We start from the raw sequence: 24,051 nt of genomic DNA, 5'->3' as shown, positions 1-24,051 counted from the left end.
CATAGGGCATTCTTTTTTATTTTATTTGCATCATGTCTGCGATTGAAACGATGATACCTAAACGACAAAGTCTTTTACGTTCTACTACGCTTGTGTCAGCGATGACTCTCATCTCACGCATGGTGGGGTTTATTCGTGATATGCTTATTGCCCAATTGTTTGGTGCTCAAGCCGGAATGGATGCATTTTATGTGGCTTTCCGAATTCCTAATTTTATGCGTCGTTTATTTGCAGAAGGTGCTTTCTCGCAAGCTTTTGTACCTGTCTTGGCAGAATACCAACAACAGCGTCCCTTTGCGGAGGTTCGTGAATTTATTGCCCGTATTTTTGGCCAGTTAGGGGTGGTTCTTTCTCTGGTTACCGTCATTGGTGTTTTAGGTGCCCCAGTTATTATTTGGCTATTTGCTCCTGGATTTGGTGAGCATAGCATGCGCTCTACGTTAGCCATCGAAATGCTACGTTTAACTTTTCCCTTTTTAATGTTGGTTTCTTTAACAGCTTTGGCAGGTGCTGTACTAAATACCTATGGCTATTTTGGTGTACCAGCATTTACGCCAGTATTACTTAACATCAGTATGATTTTGGCAGCTCTGTACTTATGCCCACAATTAGAACAACCAGTAGTAGGTTTGGCCTGGGGGGTCTTGATTGCAGGAATTGCCCAACTTTTATTTCAACTTCCTTTTTTATATCAGCGGAAATTATTAGTGGCCCCCAAGTTATCTTGGAGTGATCCAGGGGTAAAACGTGTTTTAAAATTAATGGTTCCTGCATTGTTTGGTGTATCCATCGCTCAACTTAATTTAATGGTGGATTCTATTTTTGCCTCGTTTTTAAAAGTAGGAAGTGTGACGTGGTTATACTACACCGATAGATTAACTGATTTTCCTTTAGGCGTATTTGGTGTTGCTATCGCGACGGTTATTTTACCTCATTTATCCAGGCGACATGCAGAGCAGAGTAGTGAAAAATATTCACGTGCACTGGATTGGGGCTTACGTTTAATCTTACTGATTGGTCTTCCTGCAGGGTTAGGTTTGGCTATGTTTTCAATGCCTCTGATCGCAGCTTGTTTTGCTTATGGCAAGTTTACTGCGGTTGATTTACTACAAACCCAGAAGAGCCTTATTGCGCTTAGTTCTGGGGTTCCTGCGTTCATGATGGTTAAAGTACTTGCCTCCGGTTTTTATGCACGACAAGATATTAAAACGCCGGTTAAAGTAGGGGCTTTGGCGATGATAGTAAACAGCTTTTTATGTTTATTGTTAATTTGGTCATTAGCTCATGCAGGACTTGCTTTAGCGTCTGCTTTGGCAGGCTATGTTAACTGCGGTGTCTTACTTGTCTTATTAATTCGTCGTGGAATTTATCAGCCTTCTCCTGGTTGGCCAAAATTTGTACTTCAGTTGTGTCTTGCTAACTTTGCGATAGCTGGGTATTTATTTATGGTGATTGGTGATATCAATTTTTGGCTAGCCAAGACCCCTTTTTGGCGTTTATCTCTGCTGCTTGGGCATGTCGCTGTTGCAGTAATTATTTATCTGGTAGGTCTGCGATTGGTCGGAGTTCGCCCGGCTCATTTTCGTGGTCACATGAAGGAGTAGCTATGCACGCAAAAATGTTTTATGAAACCAGTTCTGACAAAGCAATCCCCTTATTCTTAATTAGCCAAGTCCAATGGGAGCAAGGCTTAGAGACTGTGACGTCAGCAGAGAACAATTTCTTAAAGCTTCAGCAGTTTAAAGCGAAGGCGGGGGATATTTGTCTAATTACTAATCAAGATGGAGTACTCACCAAAGTTTATTTGGGGACAGGCAATAAAGAGGAAGTTCTCGCTGCTGCATGTGCTGCATCGCGATTGCCGCCAGGTTGCTATCTGCCTCAGCAAGAGCTATCACAAAGTGCTACTGTCGCTTGGGCGCTTGCGCAATATAGGTTTACCGAGTACAAAAAACAGGAAATTATTCCGAATATCTTGATAGTTGATGAAGGGAAGCTACCTGCACTCTTTGCTGAAGTAGATGCCATCTTTCTTGTTAGAGATTTGATCAATATACCTACTAATGATTTGGGCCCTGAAGAGTTAGCCGCAGTTGTCGATAAAATAGCCAAGGAGAACCATGCAGATTTCCAACAATGGATAGGGGATGAGCTTATCAAAAATAATTTTCCCACAATTTATGCTGTTGGTCGGGCATCAGCAAAAGCTCCACGATTGTTATGTCTAACTTGGGGAGATGAAAAACATCCTAAGGTTACTTTAGTGGGGAAAGGAGTCTGTTTTGATAGTGGTGGATTGGATATTAAACCGGCGAGTGCGATGCGCCTAATGAAAAAGGACATGGGCGGAGCCGCTCATGCGATTGGTTTAGCTCAATGGATTATGAAGCAGCAATTACCGATTCGCTTGCAAGTTTTCATTCCTGCTGTGGAAAACGCGGTTGGTCCAGATGCATTTCGTCCAGGGGATATTTTGACTATGCGCAATGGTTTAACCGTTGAAGTTGATAATACTGATGCGGAAGGACGTTTGGTTTTGGCGGATGCTATCGTCAAAGCTTGTGAAGAATCTCCGGAGTTATTAATTGATTTTGCGACTTTAACCGGCGCTGCCCGCGTGGCAGTTGGGACTGAAATTGCGGCAATGTTTTGTAATAATGATGGTTTTGCGCAGTCTTTATCCATTTCATCTGCTATGACAAATGATCCAATATGGCGATTACCCCTATTTGCTGGTTATAACTCAATGCTTGATTCTAGTGTTGCCGATGTCGCTAACGCGAGCTCCTCTCCCTATGCCGGTGCGATTACTGCTGCATTATTTCTGCAACGCTTTATACCAGATTCTATTGCCTGGGCTCACTTTGATGTCATGGCTTGGAATATTTCATCTAAGCCTGGCAGGCCGGAAGGAGGAGAAGCTATGGGATTGAGAGCAGTGGCTCATTATCTATCCAAGGTTTATGGTAAAGAATAGGACTTACCGATGCAATTAAGAGGCTATTCTGGATTAGGCAACGCCCTATTCAGAATAGTTAATCTAGCCAATGCTATTCTATCTCGTGTGTGTGTAATGCACATTGTTTGGCGCGATATTCTTTATAACGTTTGCGGCTTAATTCCTTCGCGGCGTCATTGTTAATGACAATTTCCATAATACGCTGAAAACGAGAGTAAAAAGCAGGAATTTCCTGACTAAGGCTTAATAAAATATCATTAAATCCTCGAGGTTCTGCTTGATAACCAATTTGTATTGGGGGAGGCGGTTCAGGACCTTCGCCCTGTAAGTTATGAGGAATAAAACTATTATCCTTGAAAGTCCAAAGTAATTCATCGAGTCGATGAGCTTCCTGCTCGGTTTCACAATACACAAAGACACGATGGCCACGTACATAAGCTTTTTCAAGAAGACGGCAGGCTAGCAACCAACGTGCCGAATCTTCTGGACTATTTAATAAATAAAAATCAACGCGAATTGGCGACATGGCGTAACAACTGAATAAGTAAAGGAACAGGGCGACCGGTAGCGTTACGCTTTTTACCTGAAATCCAGGCAGTACCAGCAACGTCTAAATGGGCCCAACGGTATTTTTTTGTAAATCGTGAAAGAAAACAAGCAGCAGTAATGGCTCCGGCTGCTCGGTCAAAAGAGGCATTAATCATATCGGCCATGGGGCTATCCAAAGCTTCTTGATAGCTCTCATCTAAAGGCAGACGCCAGGTTTTATCGTCGCTATCTTTTGCAGCAGCCAGAATTTGTGAAGCTAACTCTTCATCTTCAGTCATAAAGCCTGTTGTAACATAGCCAAGTGCTATGATCATTGCCCCCGTCAACGTTGCAATATCAATAACCAGAGATGGCTTAAGTTGTTCTGCATAGGTTAAAGCATCGGCTAAAACTAATCGACCTTCAGCATCGGTATTTAGAATTTCAATAGTTTGACCTGACATGGAGGTAATAATATCGCCAGGCTTTACTGCTGAGCCACTGGGCATATTTTCTGCACTGGCAACCAAACCAATGAGATTGACACGTAGTTTTAGAAGCGCACAGGCTTTGATAGTGCCGAATACACTTGCAGCCCCTGACATGTCATATTTCATTTCATCCATCGCGTTAGCAGGTTTTAAGGATAAGCCTCCTGAATCAAAAGTGATTCCTTTTCCGACCAGGACAATCGGAGGCGTGTCACCACCGCCACAATAATTCATTTCAATAAGACGAGGCTCCTGGATACTGCCTTGTGCTACTGCTAGCAGAGCACCCATACCCATGGCTTGCATTTCTTCAGGCCCCAAAATTTTAGCAGTTAAGTTCTCATGCTGTCCTGCCAATTGCACAGCCTGTTCACCGAGATAAGTAGGGGTACAGATATTGGCGGGTAGGTCAGCTAAAGTGCGTGTACATTTGATACCTTCTGCAATTGCAGCGGCTTCTTTTATAGATTTAATTGTTGCTCCTGATAAACAAAATTGCACAGATTCAAGAGCATGCGGCTTGCTATTACTTGTTTTAAAGGCCAATGACTGATAGAGTTGAGCATCTATTTGCAAAAGCATCTGCTCAACTTGCCAATTAGCACTTCGTTCAAAAACTTGGGGTAAGCAAATAGTGGCTGCGGTGATGCGTTGTTTGAGGAGGGCTGGAACGATATCGCTCAAACGCTTGCGCAAATTCTTGGCATTAAATTCTGTTTTCTTACCACAATTTAAAAGCATCAAACTATGACCGTCGATATCCGCTTGCCATAGCCAATCGCCATTTTCTGGTAACTTGTTAAATAAACGACCAATGAGGCTCTGATATTGCTTGTCCAGAATTTTGGCAAATTCGCTAAAATTTTCATCCGCAAATAGTCCTAAAACCAAGCATTCACTGGTTTTTAATGAGGGATTCTCGATAAGACCATAATTCATTATACTTCCTATCCTGAGCTAAAACTGTTAGTTTACCTAGGGTCATTATGCAATTCCACTACTTAGAGATAACCTTGTGCTGATTTTTCGTTACTTAGCCAAAGAAGTTTTTATAACTCTAACCGCTCTAACGGCGATATTATTGTTAATTTTTATGAGTAATCAATTTGTGCAGTACCTTAATCGTGCTGCCGCGGGTAATATTCCTGCTGTGATTATTATGAAATTAATGATGTTGGAGTTACCTAATCTTATGGGGTTGTTATTGCCATTGGGTTTCTATACATCGTTGCTAATTGCTTATGGACGTTTGTATGCAGAAAGTGAAATGATAGTTCTGCAAGCTTGTGGTTATGGTCCTTCGCAATTAATCAAACATAGCTTCATTATGGCGACAGTAGTTGCTGCGTTGGTCACGGTAATCATGCTTTGGGTAAGCCCAGTTATTGCCACAGAGCGTACTAAATTGATGAAAACTACAGGAGTACAGACTTTAATTCAAACAATTGTTCCGGGGCGATTTCGCCAAATAGCCAACGGTAAGCAGGTTTTTTATGTTGAATCGATGACTCGGAATCATACAAAAGCACAACATGTTTTTCTTGCACGCCAAGTTACTAAAGACCAGGTACCACAGTGGGATATTCTCTGGGCTGAGCGGGCTTATGCAGAAACTGATCCCAAGACCTATGAGGATTACATTGTATTGCAGCAGGGTAAGGAATATGAAGGCTTGCCCGGGCATGCGAATTATCAGGTGGCTCAGTTTGAAGAGTATAAAATAAGGTTACCGCATCCTACTCTCACAGCGCATGATGATATTCGGACGGCAACTACAGCAAGCTTGTTCCCTTTTGCGAATTCGGATTTACGAAAAGCTGCAGAATTACAATGGCGTTTATCATTACCCATCATGGTGTTCGTATTAACATTGGTTGCTATCCCTCTAAGTCGGGTTAATCCGCGTTCGGGAAAGTATGCAAAATTATTACCCGCTATCGTTCTTTTTATTATTTATGCGAATTTTATGTTTGTTTCACGTGATTGGATAATTGCGGGTAGGATTCCATTGTGGATAGGTATTTGGTGGCTACATCTCTCAGTTGCTTTGATTGGTTTATTTTTAATTTGGCGTAATAGGGTAAAGCTATCATGAAACTTCTAGATCGCTATATCGCCAAAACGGTACTTTCTGCTATTGCATTAGTCACATTAATGCTTGCAGGTTTACAAATCTTTATTCTTTTTGTGAATCAATTAGACGATATAGGCAAGGCTGATTATGGCATTTTGCAAACCGCGCTTTTTGTATTTTTACAAATGCCTTATCAAGTTTACTTATTCTTTCCTTTAGCAAGCTTATTAGGATGTTTAATTGGTTTAGGCATCCTGGCTAATAATCGTGAGTTGGTGGTGATGCGTGCGGCTGGTATGTCGATTGGACAAGTCACATTGGCAGTACTAAAGGCAGCATTGATGGTTATAGTATTCGTTACGGTTATTGGTGAAACCATTGTGCCTAAACTGTCGCAATGGGGAAATGATCAAAAGATGCAGGCCTTAAGTGGAGGACAAACATTAAGAACTGCCCATGGAATTTGGTTACGCAATGAGAATGATTTTATTGCCATTGGTACTATCCTTGCGAGTAATACTTTAGAGAATGTTTATCAATTTCATTTTGACAAGGAGCATCATATGCGCCTTGCCCGTAAAATCGCCAAAATTACTTATGCCAATAACCAATGGCATGCCTACGGTATTAGCGAAACAGTGATTGAGAATGATAAAACAGTCGCTCGAAAAATCCCGCAAATGGTTTGGGATGTGTCTGTAAAGCCAAATATCTTGCGTGTAAGTAGCAACGAACCCGATGAGATGACTCTGCAAGAGTTACGTCAATTTTTACGTGCCCAAAAACAAAACCACCAAACTGCTTTAAATTATCAATTAGCCTATTGGCAACGGCTAATGCAACCGCTAACAACGGCTGTCATGATGATGCTTGCTATTCCTTTTATCTTTGGACCACTTCGGTCTTCAACGATGGGCTCTAAAATTGTTGCTGGAGCTACTGTTGGTTTTGGTTTCCATCTTATTAATCGCTTTTTTGGTCCTGTTAGTCAGGTTTTCCAATTGCCTGCGGAGATTGCCGCCATTGGTCCTACATTTTTATTTGCTTTATTGGGTTTTTATCTAATGCGTAGAGTAAAATAATGGTTCTTGTACGTCATTTACTTGAGATGATTTTAAATCCTTTCTTTCTTTGCTTGTTGTTGTTTGCAATTTTTTTAACGCTATTGTGGTTGAAGGGTAACAATCGTTTGGTTCGTTGGGGATTTGTGTTTGTACTTTGTTTATTTTTTATTTTTAGTACAGGATGGCTGCCGAAAGCCTTAACTCGTCATCTGGAAGATCAATATCCTGCGGTTACAAAAATTGATCCTACTGTTCATTGGGTAGTGGTATTTAGTGGTGGTCAATCCGAAATGGATGATAAGCCTGTCAATGCTTTGTTAAATTCAGCGAGTATTAAACGGCTGCTAGAAGGTGTTCGCTTGTATCGAGAATTACCCCAAGCTAAATTGTTATTATCAGGGGGAGGGTATGGTTTTGAGATGCCAGAAGCCTTGCGTCTTGCCCAAATAGCTTCCTGGTTTTCTATACCTCAAACCAATATTGTTCTTGAAACAACTTCTATTAATACTGCTGATGAGGCCAAAGCGATTAAAATGTTTGTTAAAGACGAGCCGTTCTACTTAGTTACTTCAGCGATTCATATGTATCGCTCAATGACTCTTTGTCTTGCACAAGGATTACATCCAATAGCCGCGCCTACAGATTATACTTATTTTTGGAATGATGAGCGTTGGGGAAAAATGTATCTTCCTAACCCTTATAATCTTTTCTATTTAAGTATTGCTATGCATGAAGTATGGGGTAGCTTGTGGGCTAAATTGCATAATTACTATCGATAAAATAAAAGGCAGATAAATTATCTGCCTTTGTTCTAGCCTTGATTACAAATAAAATCATTCGGAAATACCACAGATACGCTATCCCCTGAATTATTAAAAGAAACATCACCAGCTTTCAAAGTGCATTGGCCAATAGGTGATGTGGCTAAATTTGAAGGTGTCGAATAGAGGGTTGCACTAATTGTATAAGCATTAAAACAAGCAATGCTGTCGATAGTTTGTGGGGCACTGCCACCGCGAACTGTTAGCGATTTATTTGGGCCTGTGCTGTCTACAGAATTAACATTAAAAGCGACGCTATGAATCAATTGTACAGGTGGTGTAGAAACAGCAAACTCAACCTTACAAGACAAATCATTTTCTGCGTAGGCTGCAAAGCAGACAAGCGTAGAAAAAGAGACAGCAAATAATTTATTTAACATAATTAAAATCTCATTTTTGATGGTAATATTTTTTGAAAATAGGCGTTAGCCTAAATAGATAGTGTTGTTTACCCTATCTATAATTCAAAAATTGAATTATAAAAACCCGAACCTAAAGTTCTATTTCTGAGAATAGGACCGTTTGATTTCTAACATTATTTTTAGCCTGGTACAAGGCTTTATCGGTTGCTTCGTTAAGCTCTGATGATGTTTTGGCATCGAAGGGATAAAGGGAGCACCTATTGAAACAGTAAGATGCCTACCGTACTTGATTTGCGGTTTGGAAATTTCCACTCGAAGCTACTTCAAACCATGATTTCCCAAGCTTGAATAATATTTCCAGGTTAAACTATTAATAGAAATAATGTTTGAGAATGAGAGGTTTGAATTTTCTATTAGCTCAATCTATGCGATCGCAGTAAAATCAAACAAGTGGGTATAATCTTTAGGCAAAAATCGGTAAACTAGGCCACTTTACTCTTTTTTTGTAGTTACTATGCCAAAGCGAACTGATATTCAATCCATTCTTATTCTTGGTGCAGGCCCTATAGTCATTGGTCAAGCTTGTGAGTTTGACTACTCTGGAACCCAGGCAGTTCGAGCTCTCAAAGAAGAAGGCTATCGCGTAATTTTGGTCAACTCCAATCCGGCAACCATTATGACGGACCCTGAGCTTGCTGATGCCACTTATATAGAGCCGATTCAATGGCAAGAAGTCGCCCGTATTATTGAAAAAGAGCGTCCAGACGCTTTACTACCAACGATGGGTGGGCAAACTGCTCTTAATTGTGCCTTGGATTTAGTGCGGGAAGGCGTCTTGGCTAAATTTTCAGTAGAAATGATTGGCGCCACTCGAGAGGCAATTGACAAAGCGGAAGATCGAGAAAAATTTCGTCAGTTGATGAAAAAAATTGGTTTGGAAATGCCTCGTTCTGCAATAGCTCATAGTTTAGAAGAGGCTTTTCAGGTGCAGGCACAATTAGGTTTCCCCGCAATTATTCGTCCTTCATTTACTATGGGGGGGAGCGGCGGAGGAATTGCTTATAATCGCGAGGAATTCGAAGAAATCTGCTCTCGCGGCCTGGAGTTATCGCCTACTCATGAACTGCTGATTGATGAATCTGTACTCGGTTGGAAGGAGTATGAGATGGAAGTGGTACGCGATAAAAATGATAACTGCATTATTGTCTGTACTATTGAAAATTTTGATCCCATGGGGGTTCATACCGGAGATTCTATTACTGTCGCCCCAGCACAAACACTGACCGACAAAGAATTTCAACGCATGCGTGATGCAGCCATTAAGGTTTTAAGAGCAGTGGGTGTAGATACCGGTGGCTCAAATGTCCAGTTTGCGGTGAATCCACAGGATGGACGGATGTTGGTTGTGGAGATGAACCCTCGTGTGTCGCGAAGTTCAGCTCTAGCGTCTAAAGCAACAGGGTTTCCTATTGCTAAGATAGCAGCCAAACTTGCGATTGGTTATACCTTGGATGAGCTTGCTAATGAAATCACCGGCGGGAAGACACCTGCCTCGTTTGAGCCTACAATTGATTATGTTGTTACTAAGGTTCCACGCTTCAATTTTGATAAATTCCCTCAGACGTCTCCAACCCTGACTACACAAATGAAATCGGTTGGGGAAGTTATGGCCATTGGCTCCAACTTCCAAGAGTCCTTACAAAAGGCAATCCGTGGTCTGGAAATTGGACGCTCAGGTTTAGAACCTTTATTTAAGAAAGGGGATATGGCGCGACTCCGTGGTCATTTACGGGAACCTACCCCGGATAGATTATGGTATATTGCTGATGCATTTCGTCATGATCTATCACTTGAGGAAATCCATCAGGAAAGCAGGATTGATCCCTGGTTCTTAAATCAGGTTCAAGAACTGGTCTTATTAGAAAACACCCTTCACGGTCAAGCTCTTCATGAAATTGATAAAACGACGATGCGCCAATTTAAGCGACGCGGATTTTCCGATGCTTATCTTGCTCAATTAGTATATAGCAGTGAAGAACAAGTCAGGGCGCACCGTTTAGAGTTAGGGGTAACGCCGGTCTATAAACGCATTGACTCTTGTGCAGGGGAGTTTCCTAGCGATACTGCCTATCTTTATTCTTGCTATGAGACAGTTTGTGAAGCAAAACCTGAAACAGATAAGAAAAAAATTATGATTTTAGGTGGTGGCCCTAATCGTATTGGGCAGGGAATTGAGTTTGATTATTGTTGTGTACATGCTTCCATGGCTTTAAGGGAGGCTGGCTATCAAACTATTATGGTGAATTGCAACCCTGAGACTGTGTCCACTGATTTTGATACCTCAGATCGTCTTTACTTTGAACCTGTAACACTTGAAGATGTGTTATCCATTGTTGCTGTCGAGAACCCTGCAGGGGTAATTGTTCACTATGGTGGGCAAACCCCACTGAAATTGGCTCGAGAACTCGAAGCCAATGGCGTCAAGATTATCGGTACTTCTCCTGACGCAATTGACCAAGCAGAGGACAGAGAGCGTTTTCAAAAGCTTGTCGCAGAACTGAATTTGCATCAACCTGCTAATGGTACTGTGCGTAGTGAGGCTGAAGCTATTGAGCTTGCCAAACATATTGGTTACCCGTTGGTTGTAAGACCTTCCTATGTTCTGGGGGGAAGGGCCATGGAAATTGTGTATCAGGAAGAAGATTTGCGCCAATATTTGTCACAGGCTGTTGCTGTATCTAATGATTCACCTGTTTTATTGGATAAATTTCTCAATGATGCTATCGAAGTGGATATTGATGCCATTTGTGATGGTGAGGACGTGTTGATAGGTGGCATCATGGAGCATATTGAACAAGCCGGCATACATTCGGGCGATTCTGCTTGTACCCTACCGCCCTTTAGTTTAAGTGTCGTTGTACAACAAGATTTAATGGAGCAAATTCGCCAATTAGCATTGAAATTAGGAGTAGTGGGATTGATTAATGCCCAGTTTGCTATTCAGGCCGATGATATTTATGTTCTTGAAGTTAATCCACGAGCCTCAAGGACAGTTCCTTTTGTTTCTAAAGCTACAGGTCTACCCCTGGCAAAGATTGCTGCGCGTTGTAAAGTGGGGGAAACTTTGAAACAGCAGGGTTTGAGCATGCATTATCCTATGCCTGCTTTCTATTCTATTAAGTTGCCAGTGTTTCCTTTTATTAAATTTTCCGGTGTTGATTCCATTCTGGGGCCAGAAATGAAATCAACAGGAGAGGTTATGGGTATTGCTAGACGCTTCGGACAAGCTTATGCTAAGGCACAATTAGGTGCGAGTTGTAATATCGTTAAGCGACGACGCGCCTTTGTGTCAGTACGCGATGCTGATAAAGCACGTGTAGGGGAAATCGTAAAGCGACTTATTCAACTTGGATTTGAAATTATCGCAACACGAGGAACTGCGTTAGTGTTACAAGCGGCTGGAATTGATTGTCGTCGAGTGTTTAAAGTGGCAGAAGGCAGACCCCACGTGGTAGATTTCATTAAAAATAATGAAATCGATTTTATTGTAAATACTACGGAGGGTAAGCAAGCAACAGCTGATTCTTTTGCTATCAGGCGCAATGCATTACAGCATAAGGTTAGCTATACTACCACTTTATCTGGGGCAGAAGCTGCGTGTTTAGCTATGAAATATGAGGATCGAGAAACGGTAACTCGATTACAGGATTTACATTAGAGGTGGATATGCAAAAGCATCCAATGACAATTCAAGGCGCAGAGGCGCTTAAAAATGAATTACATCGATTAAAAGTGATAGAGCGACCACGAATTATTGAAGCAATAGCTACTGCTCGAGCACATGGCGATTTAAAAGAAAATGCTGAATACCATGCTGCCCGTGAACAACAGAGTTTTAATGAAGGCAGAATTAAAGAGTTGGAAGCAAAGCTTTCTAATGCACAGATTGTCGACATTAGCAAATTACCCAATAATGGCAAGGTTGTTTTTGGGTCTACTGTACATGTGTGTCATCTTCAAACTGATGCTCAGATTAGCTATCGAATTGTCGGTGAAGATGAAGCAGATATTAAGGTAAATAAAATTTCTTACAGTTCTCCAATTGGCCGTGCCCTAATCGGCAAATTGGTTGATGATACCGTTGTTGTGCAAACGCCGGGCGGTATGGTTGAGTATGAAATTGTTGGGGTTGATTACGAGTAGCATGACTTGCCGCTTCATGGCACCAAGTCAAGGATTTGGTGCCCTTCTCATCGAATTAGCAATGGTTAATTAACTATTATTGGTTCGTCCTAATAGACGCAGTGGTTTACCACTCATCGTATATTCTTCAATGAATTCAAGACTTAAGTTTTTTGTCTCTGGCATGTATATGTAAGTATAAATAAATCCCAGCAGACAGATAAATGCATACATCAGAAACGTGTATTCGATTCCTAATGCATAGAACAATATGGGAAAGGTAAATACGGTGATGCCATTAAACCCCCAGTTACTAACGGATGATAATCCCATTCCCGCACCTCGAACATGGAGGGGAAAAATTTCAGCCATAGCAATGTAAGGTATAGGGCCAAGGCTTATCGCAAATGAAAGGATATAAAGTGCGAGGCAGCTAACCGATAGATAGGCTAACCAAGCTACTTTGTGATAGGAAAATATCCCAAGAATTGCCAGACTCAGAAAGGTTCCTGCAAAACCGAACAACAGCAATTTTCGCCGTCCAATCTTATCAACATAGATGACTGCTAGGATTGTGACAAGCATATTGATAAGGCCAATCCCCATGGTTGCCAGGATTTGGCCATAGGCACTGGAGAAACCAAGGTTTTTAAAAATTTCTGGTGCGTAATAAATAATGACATTAATACCACTTAGTTGCTGCAGACAAAACAGCATTACCCCTAATAAGAGTACTGGCAATAATGGCATTTTAAGAAGCAATCGCCAGTTACTTTGTTGGGGTTCATGAGATAAGGTTGTTTCAATTTCAGCTAGCTCTTGTTCAACTTTTTCCCCTTTACGCAGTTTTGCTAGCGAATCTTTGGCTTCTTTACGTTTACCCTCACTAAGTAACCAACGAGGTGACTCAGGTAAAAACAACATACCAATAATGAGAATAAAAGCGGGAATCATGCTGGAAGCGAACATCTCTCGCCAGGATCCACGGTCAAGCAGAAGATAGTTCACACTATAGGCAGAGACAATACCAATAGTGATTGCCAACTGGTAAATTGCAACCATTGCCCCTCGAAGTCGTGTCGGAGCTGTTTCAGCCAAGTAAAGTGGAGTGGTAACAGCGGCGACCCCAATGGCAAGTCCAAGAATAAAACGAGCGGCAATCAAGACCCATTCAAAATTGGCAAAAGTAGCCCCCAAAGCCCCTATAAAAAAAAGAAAGCCTGCAAAAGCGAGACAGCGCCTTCGCCCTAAATGCTTGACTGCGCGAGAAGCGAGTAATGAACCGATAAGCATTGAACCAAACAAGGCTCCAAAGGGTAATGCTGAGGTCATCATACCAATTGCGGTATGTGTCATTTGAAAATGTTGTTGTATTAGCTCCAAAGATCCCGCAATAATCCCTTCATCGTATCCAAATAAAAAACCTGCTACTGAACCAATGATTGCAACCAACCAAGCCATATCGGTCATCCTTTACGAGTGATTAAAAAATACTTATCTACAAATAGAAAATGGTAAATCTTTTCCTATACTTAACTTACAATCAACAATAATTGCAAGTGAATTTGTGATGCCCCTGACTGGAGAAACAATGGTGGACATGCTAACTCAGTTAGCTCCACAACATTATTATGGCCAACAGGTGATTAATCTAATTCCTGAGCTGAGCTGTTTTATTGCTGAGAATTATCAACTGCAACAAACCTTGACTGACGTGGCTGAAAAAACAAATTTTCAGAGTAACCAACAACTTGATTGGCCACAGTTGAATAAAAATGAGAAAGACATAATCAACAGCTTTTTTGATTACCTTTATTTTACTTCACCACAATTTCTAAAGGACGCAGGGTGACAGATAAAGTATATGATTGTTGTATTGTGGGCACGGGTGCTGCTGGAGGCATTCTCGCGCATCGCTTAGCTATGGCTGGTCTTGACGTGATATCCGTCGAGCAGGGTGATGCCTTACCTGACGATTACTTTAGTGATAAAAATCCACCAGGAATCAAAAAATGGTATGGAATAAAACCAAAAACGACCTTCCCCCCTAAAGTTGCGGATGCACTTTTTATTCACGAACTATTTGCTGATCATCAAAACCGTTCGAGTAGTCAGCAATCAGAAGCTATATTTCGTCAATTTCAGATTTATGCCCTTAATGGTCTCCAAAACTTATGGAATGCCGTGTCAGTCCGTTTTAGTGAAGAGGATTTGGCAAACTGGCCTATTGATTATCAAGACTTGGCTTCTCATTATTCTGCCGTTGAAAATCGCATCGGTGTTTGTGGTACTAAAGAAGCCATCCCTGATTTACCTGATGGGGAATATATTCCACCTAAACCGCTTCGTCCTGCTGATCAACTGATAATCAATGCGGTTAAACGGCTAAATTGGCCTGATTGCTATGCTATTCCGAATCGTAAGGCTATTGAAACTAGAGCTGAGAAACCGAATCATTGTCTGAGTTCAGGTATTTGTACTTTTGGTTGTGTTGCAGGTGCTGTCTACAAATTTTCAGCAAGGTTGTTACCCGAAATCAAAAATTTATCCAATTACACATTACTGCTCAATGCTAAAGTAGTGCGTTTAATTCGCAATAGTAAAAATAATCAGATTCAATCTCTCGAATATCTTTGCCTTAAATCAAATGAAAGGAAAACCCTACGCGCACGCTTATTTATCCTGAGTGCCGGAGCTCTTGAAACCCCGCGTATTTTATTTAATTCCCGTGACCAAAATTTTGAAGAAGGTTTAGCCAATCAAAATGGCTCACTAGGACAGTATCTTCAAGATAATCCCAAAGTTGTTCAAGCAACCTCGTTATACAAATTATGGTTTAGTAAACGTCCTGCTGACATTGGTTATGGTGATTTGCTAATTTTAACAGGCAAGGCATCTTTAGATGCTGAGGAGTCATTTCGTTTTATTGGTCATTCTATATCGGCTCCACCTGATGTTCCTTATTATCTTGCAGGGATTCGTTGGGTGCCGAGATCATTACGACCTTTTGTCGTCAAAATGATGTTTCATTCCTTTGTTACATTGGGATTATTTTGTGAAGGTGACTTAATGGCCTCTAATCGAGTCACTCCTTCGCGGCAGGTCGATTGCTACGGTGTACCTCAAGTTGATATTTACTATAGTAGTTCTGAAGCGACATTGGCTCGCATGAAAAAAATGGCTGAATTTGGACGTAAAATTCTACGCCGGGCTTCAGCAACTCATATAGTAGAAGATTTTAGTAATGATGGTACCGGAATTCATTATGCAGGTACATGTCGTATGGGAGCGAATGAGAATCAGGCTATTGTTGATGCGAATCTTAAAACCTTTGCCCATAATAATTTGTACCTTTGTGATGGGGGTGTTATTCCTCATTTACCTGATAAACATCTGACACTAACAATTATGGCGTTGGCTGACCGGCTAGCTACACACCTAATCCATAATCTTGCGACAAAAGGAGATTGAAATGAATGAGGAAAAACCAGTACGAACTCAACCTCTACCTTGGGAATTTCCTGGTGCTAATTGGATAGATGAAGAAGAGCAACGATTGGTCAATGAAGTCATCAAGTCGCATAGTCCATTTCGTTACTATGGTCCTGACTTGCAACATATGGTGGATAGGCTCGAGTCGTTATTCTGTCAACAATTAGGTGTGAACTACGCTTTGGGTGTTAGTTCGGGTACTGCGGCTTTGCACATTGTTATGGCTGCATTTGGCGTTGGTCCTGGCGATGAAGTGCTGGTACCAGGGTACATGTGGGTTAGTTGCCTTTCGGCCATTGTCAGGCTTGGTGCAATACCTGTATTGGTGGATATTGATAATACTTTTTGTATGGATCCTAAAGATTTGGAACGTAAAATTAGTTCTCGTTCAAAAGCTATCCTATGCGTCCACATGAGTGGAGCTTCTGGTTATATTGACAAAATTGCTGCAATTGCTGCTAAAAATAATTTGTATTTACTTGAAGATTGCGCCCAAGCAGCAGGCGCTACTTATAAAGGACAACCTCTCGGCAGTTTTGGTGATGCTGCTATTTTTAGTTTCCAGCTAAACAAAAATATGACCAGTGGCGAAGGGGGCATGATAGTTTGTAAGGAAAAAAGTTTATACCAGCGTTGTTTTGCTATTCATGATTTGGGCTATCCACGCAATGATGCTGGACGTCTTGATACACAACATGAGGAATTTCAGCTTTGGGGTATAGGAGCCAGGATGTCGGAATTAACTGCGGCTTTTGCTCTGGCACAGCTTGGCAAACTAAACGCCATTACTGAATCCATGCGAAAATCCAAGTGGCAGATACGTGATGCTTTAACGGGTATTCAGGGGTTTGGTTTTCGCGAAATTCCTTCAAGGGAAGGTGACTCTGGACCCTTCCTGATTACTATCTATCCCAATCAGACGCTATGTCAGGATTTTACGCAGCAATTGCAGCGTCTTGGCATTAAAGGCCAGCCAGGGAGTTTAGCCTGTATCACCATGCGGGAATGGGGTTTACATTGGTATTTTAATAATTTTAGTTTAGTTAAGAAACGATCTTTAAGCGCAGATGGTTTTCCCTGGACGCATCCTAAAAATGAATTCTCGCGAGAAATTAGTTATCAGCGAGGAGCATTGCCAACTTGTGATGATTTGCATGATCGTGCGGCTTTATTAACAATTGCCTCTAATTTGTCGTCTGAGGATTGCGAGCAAATTATTACTGCATTCAAAATTGCTGCAAGCCGAGTTTTACAATGAAGGACAAAACTTCGGCGATCGGGCGTCTGTCTGGTATATTCGCCGTAGCCGTTTTTTCAGGAGTTTTGGTTGGTTATGGAACAGCAGTTATTGCTGGGGCACTGCCTCTTATTCAAGAACAGCTGAGACTGGATTCTTGGCATCAAGGTTTTCTAGTCGCTGTGGTTTTAATTGGTGGCTTTGTAGGGTCGCTATTATGTGGTCCGATCATTGATTTATCAGGACATAAAAGAACATTGATGTCAGTGGCCATCATATTTGCTATCGGTTCTCTGGGGAGTGCTTATGCTACTGACTTCTGGTCATTGTTTGCTGCTCGATTTTTAGCGGGGATTGCGGTTGGGATGTCCACAGTGGTTGGTCCAATGTATGTTGCGGAAACATCCCCGCAACATTTCCGTGGGTTTCTTGTCGGTAGTGTGCAATTGGCAATTACTTTTGGGATTTTACTGGCGTATTTGGGTAATTATTACTTTGCACCAACGCACAATTGGTCGCTGATGTTTGCTGTGGGTGCTTTACCTGCATTGGTATTATTCATCATTGCCTGTGTGCAATTAGAAAGTCCGCGTTGGCTTTTGTTGAAAAATCGCATGGAAGAAGCAAAAGCTGTTTTTATGAAACTACATGATACCGAGATGATAGCTGAGGCAATAAGTGTTAAACCAGAAAAACCAGCACAATTTAAAGCGCTCCTTGCTCCATTGATTTTGCCTACTATGTTGTTCGCTTCAGGTCTTTTTTTCTTCCAGAATTTAAGTGGTATTGATGCTATTTTGTATTATGCCCCCACTATTTTTCAGCAATCCGGATTTACTGGTTTGCAGGGAGGGTTGCAAGTAGCCATCATACTTGGAATTATCAATATTTTTGCCACTTTATTATCAATGTGGCTTTTGGACCATTTAGGTCGACGGCCAATTCTGCTCTATGGATTGCTGTTTATGGCGGTGAGTTTGGCAGGATTTAGTTATTTTCAATATTACGTGGCTGTTTACCCGGTTATGAAATGGTTATCGGCTTTTATGCTTTTAATATTTATTGCCTCATTTGCTTTAAGCATGGGGCCTATTCCCTATGTACTTATGTCGGAGCTTTTTCCAATGCAATTAAGGGCATCAGGGATGGCAATTGCTTCTGCAACCGCATGGGGAATTAATGCCGTAGTGACCTTTGCTTATCCATTATTAGTAGAAAGTATGGGACTTAGTCGATTATTTCTTGGTTTTTCTTTTATTTGTGCTATTGCCTGGATTATTAGTCTAGCTTTTTGTCCAGAAACCAAAAATCAATCTCTGGAATCTATTGAAGCAAGACTTCATGCAGGCGTCGGTATCCGACGCCTGGGTGGTTAGGGCAAATGATAAAAGGGGTTTGGCAATTTAAAGCCTTTTTGCATGTAGCCACCTTTTATATCACTATATTGATCGCCAATAGAAGCTACAATTGTATACCCTTGTTGGGTAATGGATTCTCTGGCTTTTGTTTTAAAAGGAATAATGGAAGGTTTATTATACTCATCCGGGCGAAGATAGAGACCTGCCCAGTTTTTAAAGCCTGCGCGTAAGAGGTTTGTTCTTGTCGCATTGAGTTCTGACATCCTTCGTCCGGTCACAAAAAAAACTTTGACACCATTTTTGACAGCATCATTGTAAAGTTCCAGCATAGGAGCAATCACAGGAGAGTTAGCGGCTAATATTTCCTTATGAATTAAGTTAGTATCGCCAATAAAATCGCGTTTCACCATCTTGTTGTAATTACTAATACTTGTCTCATCAATATCAAGAACAACTGCTAATTTCTTAGGGCTACCATGGCGCTCATTGATTGCTGCTTGCTTGATAATATAATCATGAGCTTGGGCGATAACCTGCGCTAATTCTTTTTCATAAAGGCCTGAATCATGATAGGTCTTAATTTCTGTTTTTAAAACACTTAAATTATTGGGTTCAGCGAATAAGGAAAAGGAGAGGAATAAGCTACAGCTTGTAGTAATGAGAATTTTAGTGATTGTTTTAATGGTTCCTTTCATTATTAACCCAATGAGCTTTAAAAGTGGGTTAACATTATACCTTAAAAAACATGTGTGTCAATTGAGCAGTTTGTTTATGCATTGCGTTTACACACAAAATCTGCTATTTTTTAAGGTTCATTTTTACTTACAGCTTAATTTAAAAATAATAATTGTCATAAAGAGAAACTCTCTCTCTTACTCCTATTAGAGAACACTATGTCTCAACCGTTAATTAATATTACTCGAAAGCAAGCTTTGATTTTTGCTTGTTTTTTAGTTCTTTATGAATTTCTTACCTACATTGCCAATGACATGATTATGCCTGGGATGGTTCAGGTTGTTAATTCTTTTCATGGGCCTGAATCCGCTATCGCTACCTCATTAACAGCTTATATTTTAGGAGGGGCAAGCCTACAATTATTTCTCGGCCCAATTTCTGATTCCTATGGCCGTCGTCCTGTTATGATATTTGGAGCTATCTTTTTCTTTTTGTGTACGGCATTAATTGCTTGTTCAAACTCTATCGATCAGTTTCTTTTAGCGCGATTTTTCCAGGGGATGGGACTTTGTTTTATCGCGGTTATTGGCTACGCTACTTTGCAAGAAATTTTTGCTGAAATGGATGCAGTCAGGCTGATTGCTATTATGGCGAATGCTGCCATTTTAGCGCCTCTAATTGGCCCTTTATTAGGGGCTATATTTGTCCATTATTTTAATTGGCGCTTTATTTTTGTGATTATTGGGATGTTTGCTTTATTGGCTTTATGGGGATTATGGCGGTTCATGCCTGAGCCGGTAGGGCAAACAAAGCATGATGGTGAGGAAATTAAGCCAATTTCTTTAGCTCCTAAAGTTGTTGCAAAAAATTATAGAGATTTATTGTTAAACCCAGCTGTAACTTTCGGTTCAGTAGCATTAGGGCTCGTAGGACTTCCTTGTATTGTCTGGATTGCCTTAGCTCCGGTCATCTTAATTAAAGCTGCCCATTTATCGGTAATTGAATACGGTTTTTGGCAAATTCCCTTATTTGGGGCTAGTATCGGGGGCAACTGGTTTTTACAAAAATTAACTCGAAAGGGAGCACTTAGAAAAATTTTGCTAATTGGTTCCATGCTTGTTGCCTTGAGTCTTTTGGCGGTAATAATTCTGCCCTTACTCATTAGTAGTTATTTTTTGTGGTTAATGCCAGGGTTAATTGTTTATTTTTTTGGTCTAGGTGTTGTTGCAGCTCCTTTAAGTCGTTTAATCCTTTTTGCAACGCCAATAGGGAAAGGAACCACTTCTGCATATATGAGTATGCTTGGAATGATTATTCAAGCAGGAGGTATTGAAATAGCAAACTACTTATATGCCACCCACAATAATTTATTATTCGCACTTTATTGTGCGATAACAGGCATGATTTATTTACTTTTTTTAGCTGGAACGTTTTATTTGGCTAAAAATGAAGCGCAAAGTGCATGATGGATAAGTGTCAATAAGGTACAGCAAATCAGAGGATAATTTCGTATACAGAAGATGAAGAGAAAACAGGAAAAATTTGCCCGGTATTTGTGATGCGCAAAGATGCAGAGTTTTATTTTGCACCTATGGGCGCACGTAAATTAGATAGCCGGTTAAAAATAAGATCAAAAGGTGATTTTTAATCTTAGCATCAGCAATTACTGCAAATACAGGCGGGCTTAGGCCTGAGAGGGCGTGATCTCTAAGACTTACATTTGTAGTACCACGCACCTAGCTTTAACCCTTCAAAATATATGTTCTTTTTATGGTCAAATGCGGCTATAATGGCACAAAATGAAATATTATAATCATTTTTCTAATGAACAATTGGGAAATTAACCTATTGTTTTCAACCTGGAACGTATTGTTGTAACTATCAACCCCTGCCTATACCGTCAAAATGCCGCAAGCAAGTCGTAGGATGTAGAGGGGGCTATTTAAAGAAGAAGTTGTTGTATGTTTATAATCGAGATTGTCAAAGAGGTAAAAAGAGAGGATTTAATAACGAATACCGATATCTCCTCTCCGAAATTAATAAGTCATAAACCCATTTCTTTTTTATTGGATGTCACCAAGAAAAGAATTAGAGAGTATGAAACTAAAAAATACCCTACTCCGCTCTACAAATACAAAAGGATACCCGATTTAATCCATGGAACAGGGAAGGTAACCGCGACTTATGTTCATTATAATGGTTCAGAGTTTACTAAGGAGCATGCAGAGACTATGGAAGTCAATACGCTCAAAGTGCGTAAGTTAAGTCTCATAGCGGGCATTTTAAATATGATGTCTTTTTCGACTTTTTCGAATGTGGAAGGTAATTATCTTAATATCACTAATGAGGAGCAATTATCGTTAGTAATTGAGTTATTAACTAATCTTTCTAAAGATATAGTGTCTCCTAAGCCAATAGAAGCTACTGAAAGCATCGATAAATTTATTACTCGCTTGATCGATGAAATTCAGAAAATAACTAAACTTAAAAATGAAGATCTAATTACTCATATACGTACTGCTGAACGGTATTTTGTAGCAGAATATAAATGCAATCAAATTCTTATCAATGAAGCAAAGGTTAGGGGAGGTAGTAACAGTATTCTCCAAGTAGATTATTATTTTGGTAATCAACTTACGCTAGATCAGAAAAAAGAATTTATCAGAATTCATCGACCTGAAAAAGACCAGCCACTGTGGTTTAGTCGTCTACCTTCCTGGGAAAAGAACTGGTTAATCAACCAAGTACCAAAAACTTTAGAAGAGTCTTGGGAGCATTTTGAAAGTTTAAATCAATCTTCAGCGATGACTCATATTCCAGGGATCCAAAATGCGAGAATGAATTACCTAGTGGCTTGTGATGGTGAAAATTACACTATTCTATCACGCAGTTTTAACACGAGTACTATGGTTCCTTATGAATTAGATGAACCTAAAGAAAATAAAGCTACTTATGTTAAACAAACAGCCAATCAGGTTTTAGGGCATTTGAGCCAGCAAGTTACTACAGATTTTAACAAAATTTGGGAAAATATTACGTTTGATAAAAAAATTCGGCCTTTAATTTTTGTGCAATCGCTGTTAAGCGATACCGTATTGGCAAAAGCGGATACTCATTTAGCCAGAGAACAGAAAAAAGCAATACAAGAAATCAGCTTGCTAGAGACTTATCCTCAAGTACAAATAATTACTGGCAATGATCCGATGAATTTTCTCCGTCATGCTAGTTTTTTATCTGGCAATTTGTCAAAAGCATTAGGTCATTGGAACCACACGGATGCTATCCTAAATTATGCGGAACAATTTATCTCTTGTCTTGAATCTCCTAAGAATACTCTAACTTCTGAACAACAATTTCGTTTTGATTTAATAAAGGCAACTAAAAAAGAATTAAGAAATTTACGTGATGAGCAGTTTAACAGTCAAGGATTAGCAAGAAATTTTGTCGCTTTTAAAGCAGCCTATACTAGTATTCTTGTAGAGGCAATGGGAGGGGTTGTTTCTACAAATTGTAAAAGTGGTAAAGACAGGACCGGATTAGAAGAGCTCTATAAAAATGCCATTATTTATTATTATTCACTATATAAAACACTACCTAAATTTGATGATGAAAAATATTCACGAAAAAGATTTGTAGCAATTTTTGTATTACTTTTTAATAGCATGAAAGCACAAGAAGCAGCGTCAGGAAATGCTCCTGGTTCTTTGGGGCTTAAGCTTGACCCGACCATGCTCTGTGCTGACATCCAAGCAGAAATCGAGATCTCTTATAAGCTATCTACTATACTGGCAAAACTAAACAAACCTTTATCATTTCAAAAGAATGAAGCCAAAGCCAAATCGAAACTAAAGCGCGAAAACTCAGTTTCTTCTTTTTTAAATTTAAAGAAAAAAGTTTCTCCATTAGAAGAATTATCTAAACTCACTGAATCCCATCCTATTGCAGAAAAAATGGAGATCGTGAAGGATCTTAGAGAGAGTATGCGTGAATACCAATCCCAGTCGGACTTCGAACTTCAAAGGAAACAATATCTGGCAGATCTTGAAGAAGATATTAAAGAAGTCGAATTATTAAAAAATAAATTAGAAGAATTTGAACAAGAAATAAGAAAATTTGTTGAGAGTCACAATTTATTAAATAAGAAATTAAACAATGAGCAATCGAAATTGCTGAGGCAAATTGATTTAATATTAAAAATTGTTAGCAACCGAGATGAGCTATTTTTTAAAAGCAAAGATCTCATGAGCACTGTACAACAACTACAGCTTAAAATAATTCCTACTGCCGAAGCAGTATTTAATCATGTTAAAAAATCACTCTTAGAAAATAAAAGCCCCAAAATAACCCCCTTATCTTCACCTAAAAATGTAAAATTATTAGGTACTTCAAAATCACCGTCTCACTTTGACCTCGATCGTCCTGAAAGCAAAGTAAGAGAATTAATAGCCCGATATAATGAATTGTCGATAGGCAAAACCCCAATAAGTCCAGATACGTTTTACTCAAGTTCTAATTTTTCCCTATATTCGAACGCATAGAAGGCATGGGCTAGCAAGCACAGGTCATCATTAATGTGAGTTAGGTTTGGATCCCATGGTCGGTGCCGCGGGAATTCGGCTTTGTTTTATTATTTTTACTATGCAAAATGGGACAAATTGAATAGGTTAAAATAGGGATAAATTACAGAAACGTGGTAAACGTGAACTAACAAGTTTCTAAGTCGGTAGTGTTTAAATAACTGTGTCATCTCTTTTAACTTGTTATAATTTCAACACTTAAAAGAGGTGCCCATGAGTAAGAATAAAAAG

18 protein-coding genes are annotated in these 24,051 nt (G+C 40.1%); 13 read left to right on the top strand and 5 right to left on the bottom strand.

Going from position 1 to position 24,051, the window contains the following annotated elements; all coding sequences use genetic code 11:
• Positions 1–32: 32 nt before the first annotated feature.
• Together murJ and Lbru_RS04410 are read left to right on the top strand one after the other, a co-directional pair.
• Positions 33–1,604: a murein biosynthesis integral membrane protein MurJ gene (murJ, locus tag Lbru_RS04415; RefSeq protein WP_058440985.1), complete on the top strand. Its 1,572-nt coding sequence runs from the start codon at positions 33–35 to the stop codon at positions 1,602–1,604.
• 2 nt (positions 1,605–1,606) lie between these two features.
• Complete coding sequence (locus tag Lbru_RS04410) at positions 1,607–2,977, top strand: leucyl aminopeptidase family protein (RefSeq protein ID WP_058440984.1); 1,371 nt, start codon at positions 1,607–1,609, stop codon at positions 2,975–2,977.
• 73 nt (positions 2,978–3,050) lie between these two features.
• On the opposite strand, the gene Lbru_RS04405 is transcribed toward Lbru_RS04410, so the two are convergent.
• Entirely contained in the window at positions 3,051–3,485 is a 435-nt protein-coding gene (locus Lbru_RS04405) for a DNA polymerase III subunit chi (RefSeq protein WP_058440983.1), read from the bottom strand.
• Entirely contained in the window at positions 3,466–4,917 is a 1,452-nt protein-coding gene (locus Lbru_RS04400; RefSeq protein ID WP_058440982.1) for a leucyl aminopeptidase, read from the bottom strand. The genes Lbru_RS04405 and Lbru_RS04400 overlap by 20 nt, the downstream gene beginning before the upstream one ends.
• 76 nt (positions 4,918–4,993) lie before the next feature.
• Here Lbru_RS04400 and lptF point away from each other — a divergent pair, with 76 nt between their 5' ends.
• Genes lptF through Lbru_RS04385 form a run of 3 tightly spaced genes read left to right on the top strand, consistent with a single transcriptional unit; the run spans position 4,994 to position 7,895 of the window.
• On the top strand, positions 4,994–6,073 hold the full coding sequence (lptF, locus tag Lbru_RS04395) for an LPS export ABC transporter permease LptF (RefSeq protein WP_058440981.1): 1,080 nt from the start codon (positions 4,994–4,996) through the stop codon (positions 6,071–6,073).
• Entirely contained in the window at positions 6,070–7,134 is a 1,065-nt protein-coding gene (gene lptG, locus Lbru_RS04390; RefSeq protein WP_058440980.1) for an LPS export ABC transporter permease LptG, read from the top strand. Before lptF ends, lptG begins: the two co-directional genes overlap by 4 nt.
• Positions 7,134–7,895, top strand: coding sequence for a YdcF family protein (locus Lbru_RS04385; RefSeq protein WP_058440979.1), 762 nt, complete (start codon positions 7,134–7,136; stop codon positions 7,893–7,895). Before lptG ends, Lbru_RS04385 begins: the two co-directional genes overlap by 1 nt.
• 32 nt (positions 7,896–7,927) lie before the next feature.
• On the opposite strand, the gene Lbru_RS04380 is transcribed toward Lbru_RS04385, so the two are convergent.
• Complete coding sequence (locus tag Lbru_RS04380) at positions 7,928–8,317, bottom strand: hypothetical protein (protein WP_058440978.1); 390 nt, start codon at positions 8,315–8,317, stop codon at positions 7,928–7,930.
• A 496-nt stretch (positions 8,318–8,813) separates the two neighbouring features.
• On the opposite strand from Lbru_RS04380, the gene carB reads away from it, so the two are divergent.
• The gene (carB, locus tag Lbru_RS04375) at positions 8,814–12,017 is read left to right on the top strand and encodes a carbamoyl-phosphate synthase large subunit (protein ID WP_058440977.1); all 3,204 of its coding nucleotides are present in this window, start codon (positions 8,814–8,816) and stop codon (positions 12,015–12,017) included.
• A gap of 8 nt (positions 12,018–12,025) precedes the next feature.
• On the top strand, positions 12,026–12,502 hold the full coding sequence (gene greA / locus Lbru_RS04370) for a transcription elongation factor GreA (protein ID WP_058440991.1): 477 nt from the start codon (positions 12,026–12,028) through the stop codon (positions 12,500–12,502).
• 69 nt (positions 12,503–12,571) lie between these two features.
• On the opposite strand, the gene Lbru_RS04365 is transcribed toward greA, so the two are convergent.
• Positions 12,572–13,942 (bottom strand): sugar porter family MFS transporter, encoded by a 1,371-nt coding sequence (locus Lbru_RS04365; protein ID WP_058440976.1) that lies wholly within the window; start codon positions 13,940–13,942, stop codon positions 12,572–12,574.
• Positions 13,943–14,072: 130 nt separating this feature from the next.
• Between Lbru_RS04365 and Lbru_RS04360 the strand changes: the two genes are divergently transcribed.
• The 4 genes from Lbru_RS04360 to Lbru_RS04345 are packed head-to-tail and all read left to right on the top strand — an operon-like array spanning position 14,073 to position 18,586.
• The gene (locus tag Lbru_RS04360; RefSeq protein ID WP_058440975.1) at positions 14,073–14,333 is read left to right on the top strand and encodes a hypothetical protein; all 261 of its coding nucleotides are present in this window, start codon (positions 14,073–14,075) and stop codon (positions 14,331–14,333) included.
• Positions 14,330–15,952, top strand: a complete 1,623-nt coding sequence (locus Lbru_RS04355) for a GMC oxidoreductase (RefSeq protein WP_058440974.1) — start codon at positions 14,330–14,332, stop codon at positions 15,950–15,952. Before Lbru_RS04360 ends, Lbru_RS04355 begins: the two co-directional genes overlap by 4 nt.
• A gap of 1 nt (position 15,953) precedes the next feature.
• Positions 15,954–17,231, top strand: coding sequence for a DegT/DnrJ/EryC1/StrS family aminotransferase (locus Lbru_RS04350; RefSeq protein ID WP_058440973.1), 1,278 nt, complete (start codon positions 15,954–15,956; stop codon positions 17,229–17,231).
• On the top strand, positions 17,228–18,586 hold the full coding sequence (locus Lbru_RS04345) for a sugar porter family MFS transporter (RefSeq protein WP_058440972.1): 1,359 nt from the start codon (positions 17,228–17,230) through the stop codon (positions 18,584–18,586). The genes Lbru_RS04350 and Lbru_RS04345 overlap by 4 nt, the downstream gene beginning before the upstream one ends.
• On the opposite strand, the gene Lbru_RS04340 is transcribed toward Lbru_RS04345, so the two are convergent.
• A complete protein-coding gene (locus Lbru_RS04340) occupies positions 18,583–19,263 on the bottom strand; it encodes an HAD family acid phosphatase (protein ID WP_058440971.1) in 681 nt (226 codons plus the stop codon). The genes Lbru_RS04345 and Lbru_RS04340 overlap by 4 nt on opposite strands.
• A 198-nt stretch (positions 19,264–19,461) precedes the next feature.
• On the opposite strand from Lbru_RS04340, the gene Lbru_RS04335 reads away from it, so the two are divergent.
• Positions 19,462–20,709 carry an MFS transporter gene (locus tag Lbru_RS04335; protein ID WP_058440970.1) on the top strand — a complete coding sequence of 416 codons (1,248 nt, stop codon included), beginning with the start codon at positions 19,462–19,464 and terminating at the stop codon, positions 20,707–20,709.
• Between the two features lie 495 nt (positions 20,710–21,204).
• Positions 21,205–23,781, top strand: a complete 2,577-nt coding sequence (locus tag Lbru_RS04330) for a hypothetical protein (RefSeq protein ID WP_058440969.1) — start codon at positions 21,205–21,207, stop codon at positions 23,779–23,781.
• Positions 23,782–24,051: the final 270 nt, after the last annotated feature.

Origin of the sequence: Legionella brunensis (genome assembly GCF_001467025.1) — a bacterium.
Lineage (GTDB): Bacteria > Pseudomonadota > Gammaproteobacteria > Legionellales > Legionellaceae > Tatlockia > Tatlockia brunensis.
Note: the sequence above shows the minus strand (reverse complement) of the source record. Positions and strands in the feature narration are given on the sequence as shown.

Coding starts and splice junctions, on each gene's coding strand:
- Lbru_RS04365 (WP_058440976.1), bottom strand. CDS start 13,942: ATGGCTTGGTTGGTTGCAATCATTGGTTCAGTAGCAGGTTTTTTATTT.
- Lbru_RS04360 (WP_058440975.1), top strand. CDS start 14,073: ATGGTGGACATGCTAACTCAGTTAGCTCCACAACATTATTATGGCCAA.
- Lbru_RS04335 (WP_058440970.1), top strand. CDS start 19,462: ATGTCTCAACCGTTAATTAATATTACTCGAAAGCAAGCTTTGATTTTT.
- Lbru_RS04385 (WP_058440979.1), top strand. CDS start 7,134: ATGGTTCTTGTACGTCATTTACTTGAGATGATTTTAAATCCTTTCTTT.
- Lbru_RS04410 (WP_058440984.1), top strand. CDS start 1,607: ATGCACGCAAAAATGTTTTATGAAACCAGTTCTGACAAAGCAATCCCC.
- carB (WP_058440977.1), top strand. CDS start 8,814: ATGCCAAAGCGAACTGATATTCAATCCATTCTTATTCTTGGTGCAGGC.
- Lbru_RS04345 (WP_058440972.1), top strand. CDS start 17,228: ATGAAGGACAAAACTTCGGCGATCGGGCGTCTGTCTGGTATATTCGCC.
- lptG (WP_058440980.1), top strand. CDS start 6,070: ATGAAACTTCTAGATCGCTATATCGCCAAAACGGTACTTTCTGCTATT.
- Lbru_RS04405 (WP_058440983.1), bottom strand. CDS start 3,485: ATGTCGCCAATTCGCGTTGATTTTTATTTATTAAATAGTCCAGAAGAT.
- Lbru_RS04400 (WP_058440982.1), bottom strand. CDS start 4,917: ATGAATTATGGTCTTATCGAGAATCCCTCATTAAAAACCAGTGAATGC.
- Lbru_RS04340 (WP_058440971.1), bottom strand. CDS start 19,263: ATGAAAGGAACCATTAAAACAATCACTAAAATTCTCATTACTACAAGC.
- Lbru_RS04380 (WP_058440978.1), bottom strand. CDS start 8,317: ATGTTAAATAAATTATTTGCTGTCTCTTTTTCTACGCTTGTCTGCTTT.
- greA (WP_058440991.1), top strand. CDS start 12,026: ATGCAAAAGCATCCAATGACAATTCAAGGCGCAGAGGCGCTTAAAAAT.
- Lbru_RS04330 (WP_058440969.1), top strand. CDS start 21,205: ATGTTTATAATCGAGATTGTCAAAGAGGTAAAAAGAGAGGATTTAATA.
- murJ (WP_058440985.1), top strand. CDS start 33: ATGTCTGCGATTGAAACGATGATACCTAAACGACAAAGTCTTTTACGT.
- Lbru_RS04350 (WP_058440973.1), top strand. CDS start 15,954: ATGAATGAGGAAAAACCAGTACGAACTCAACCTCTACCTTGGGAATTT.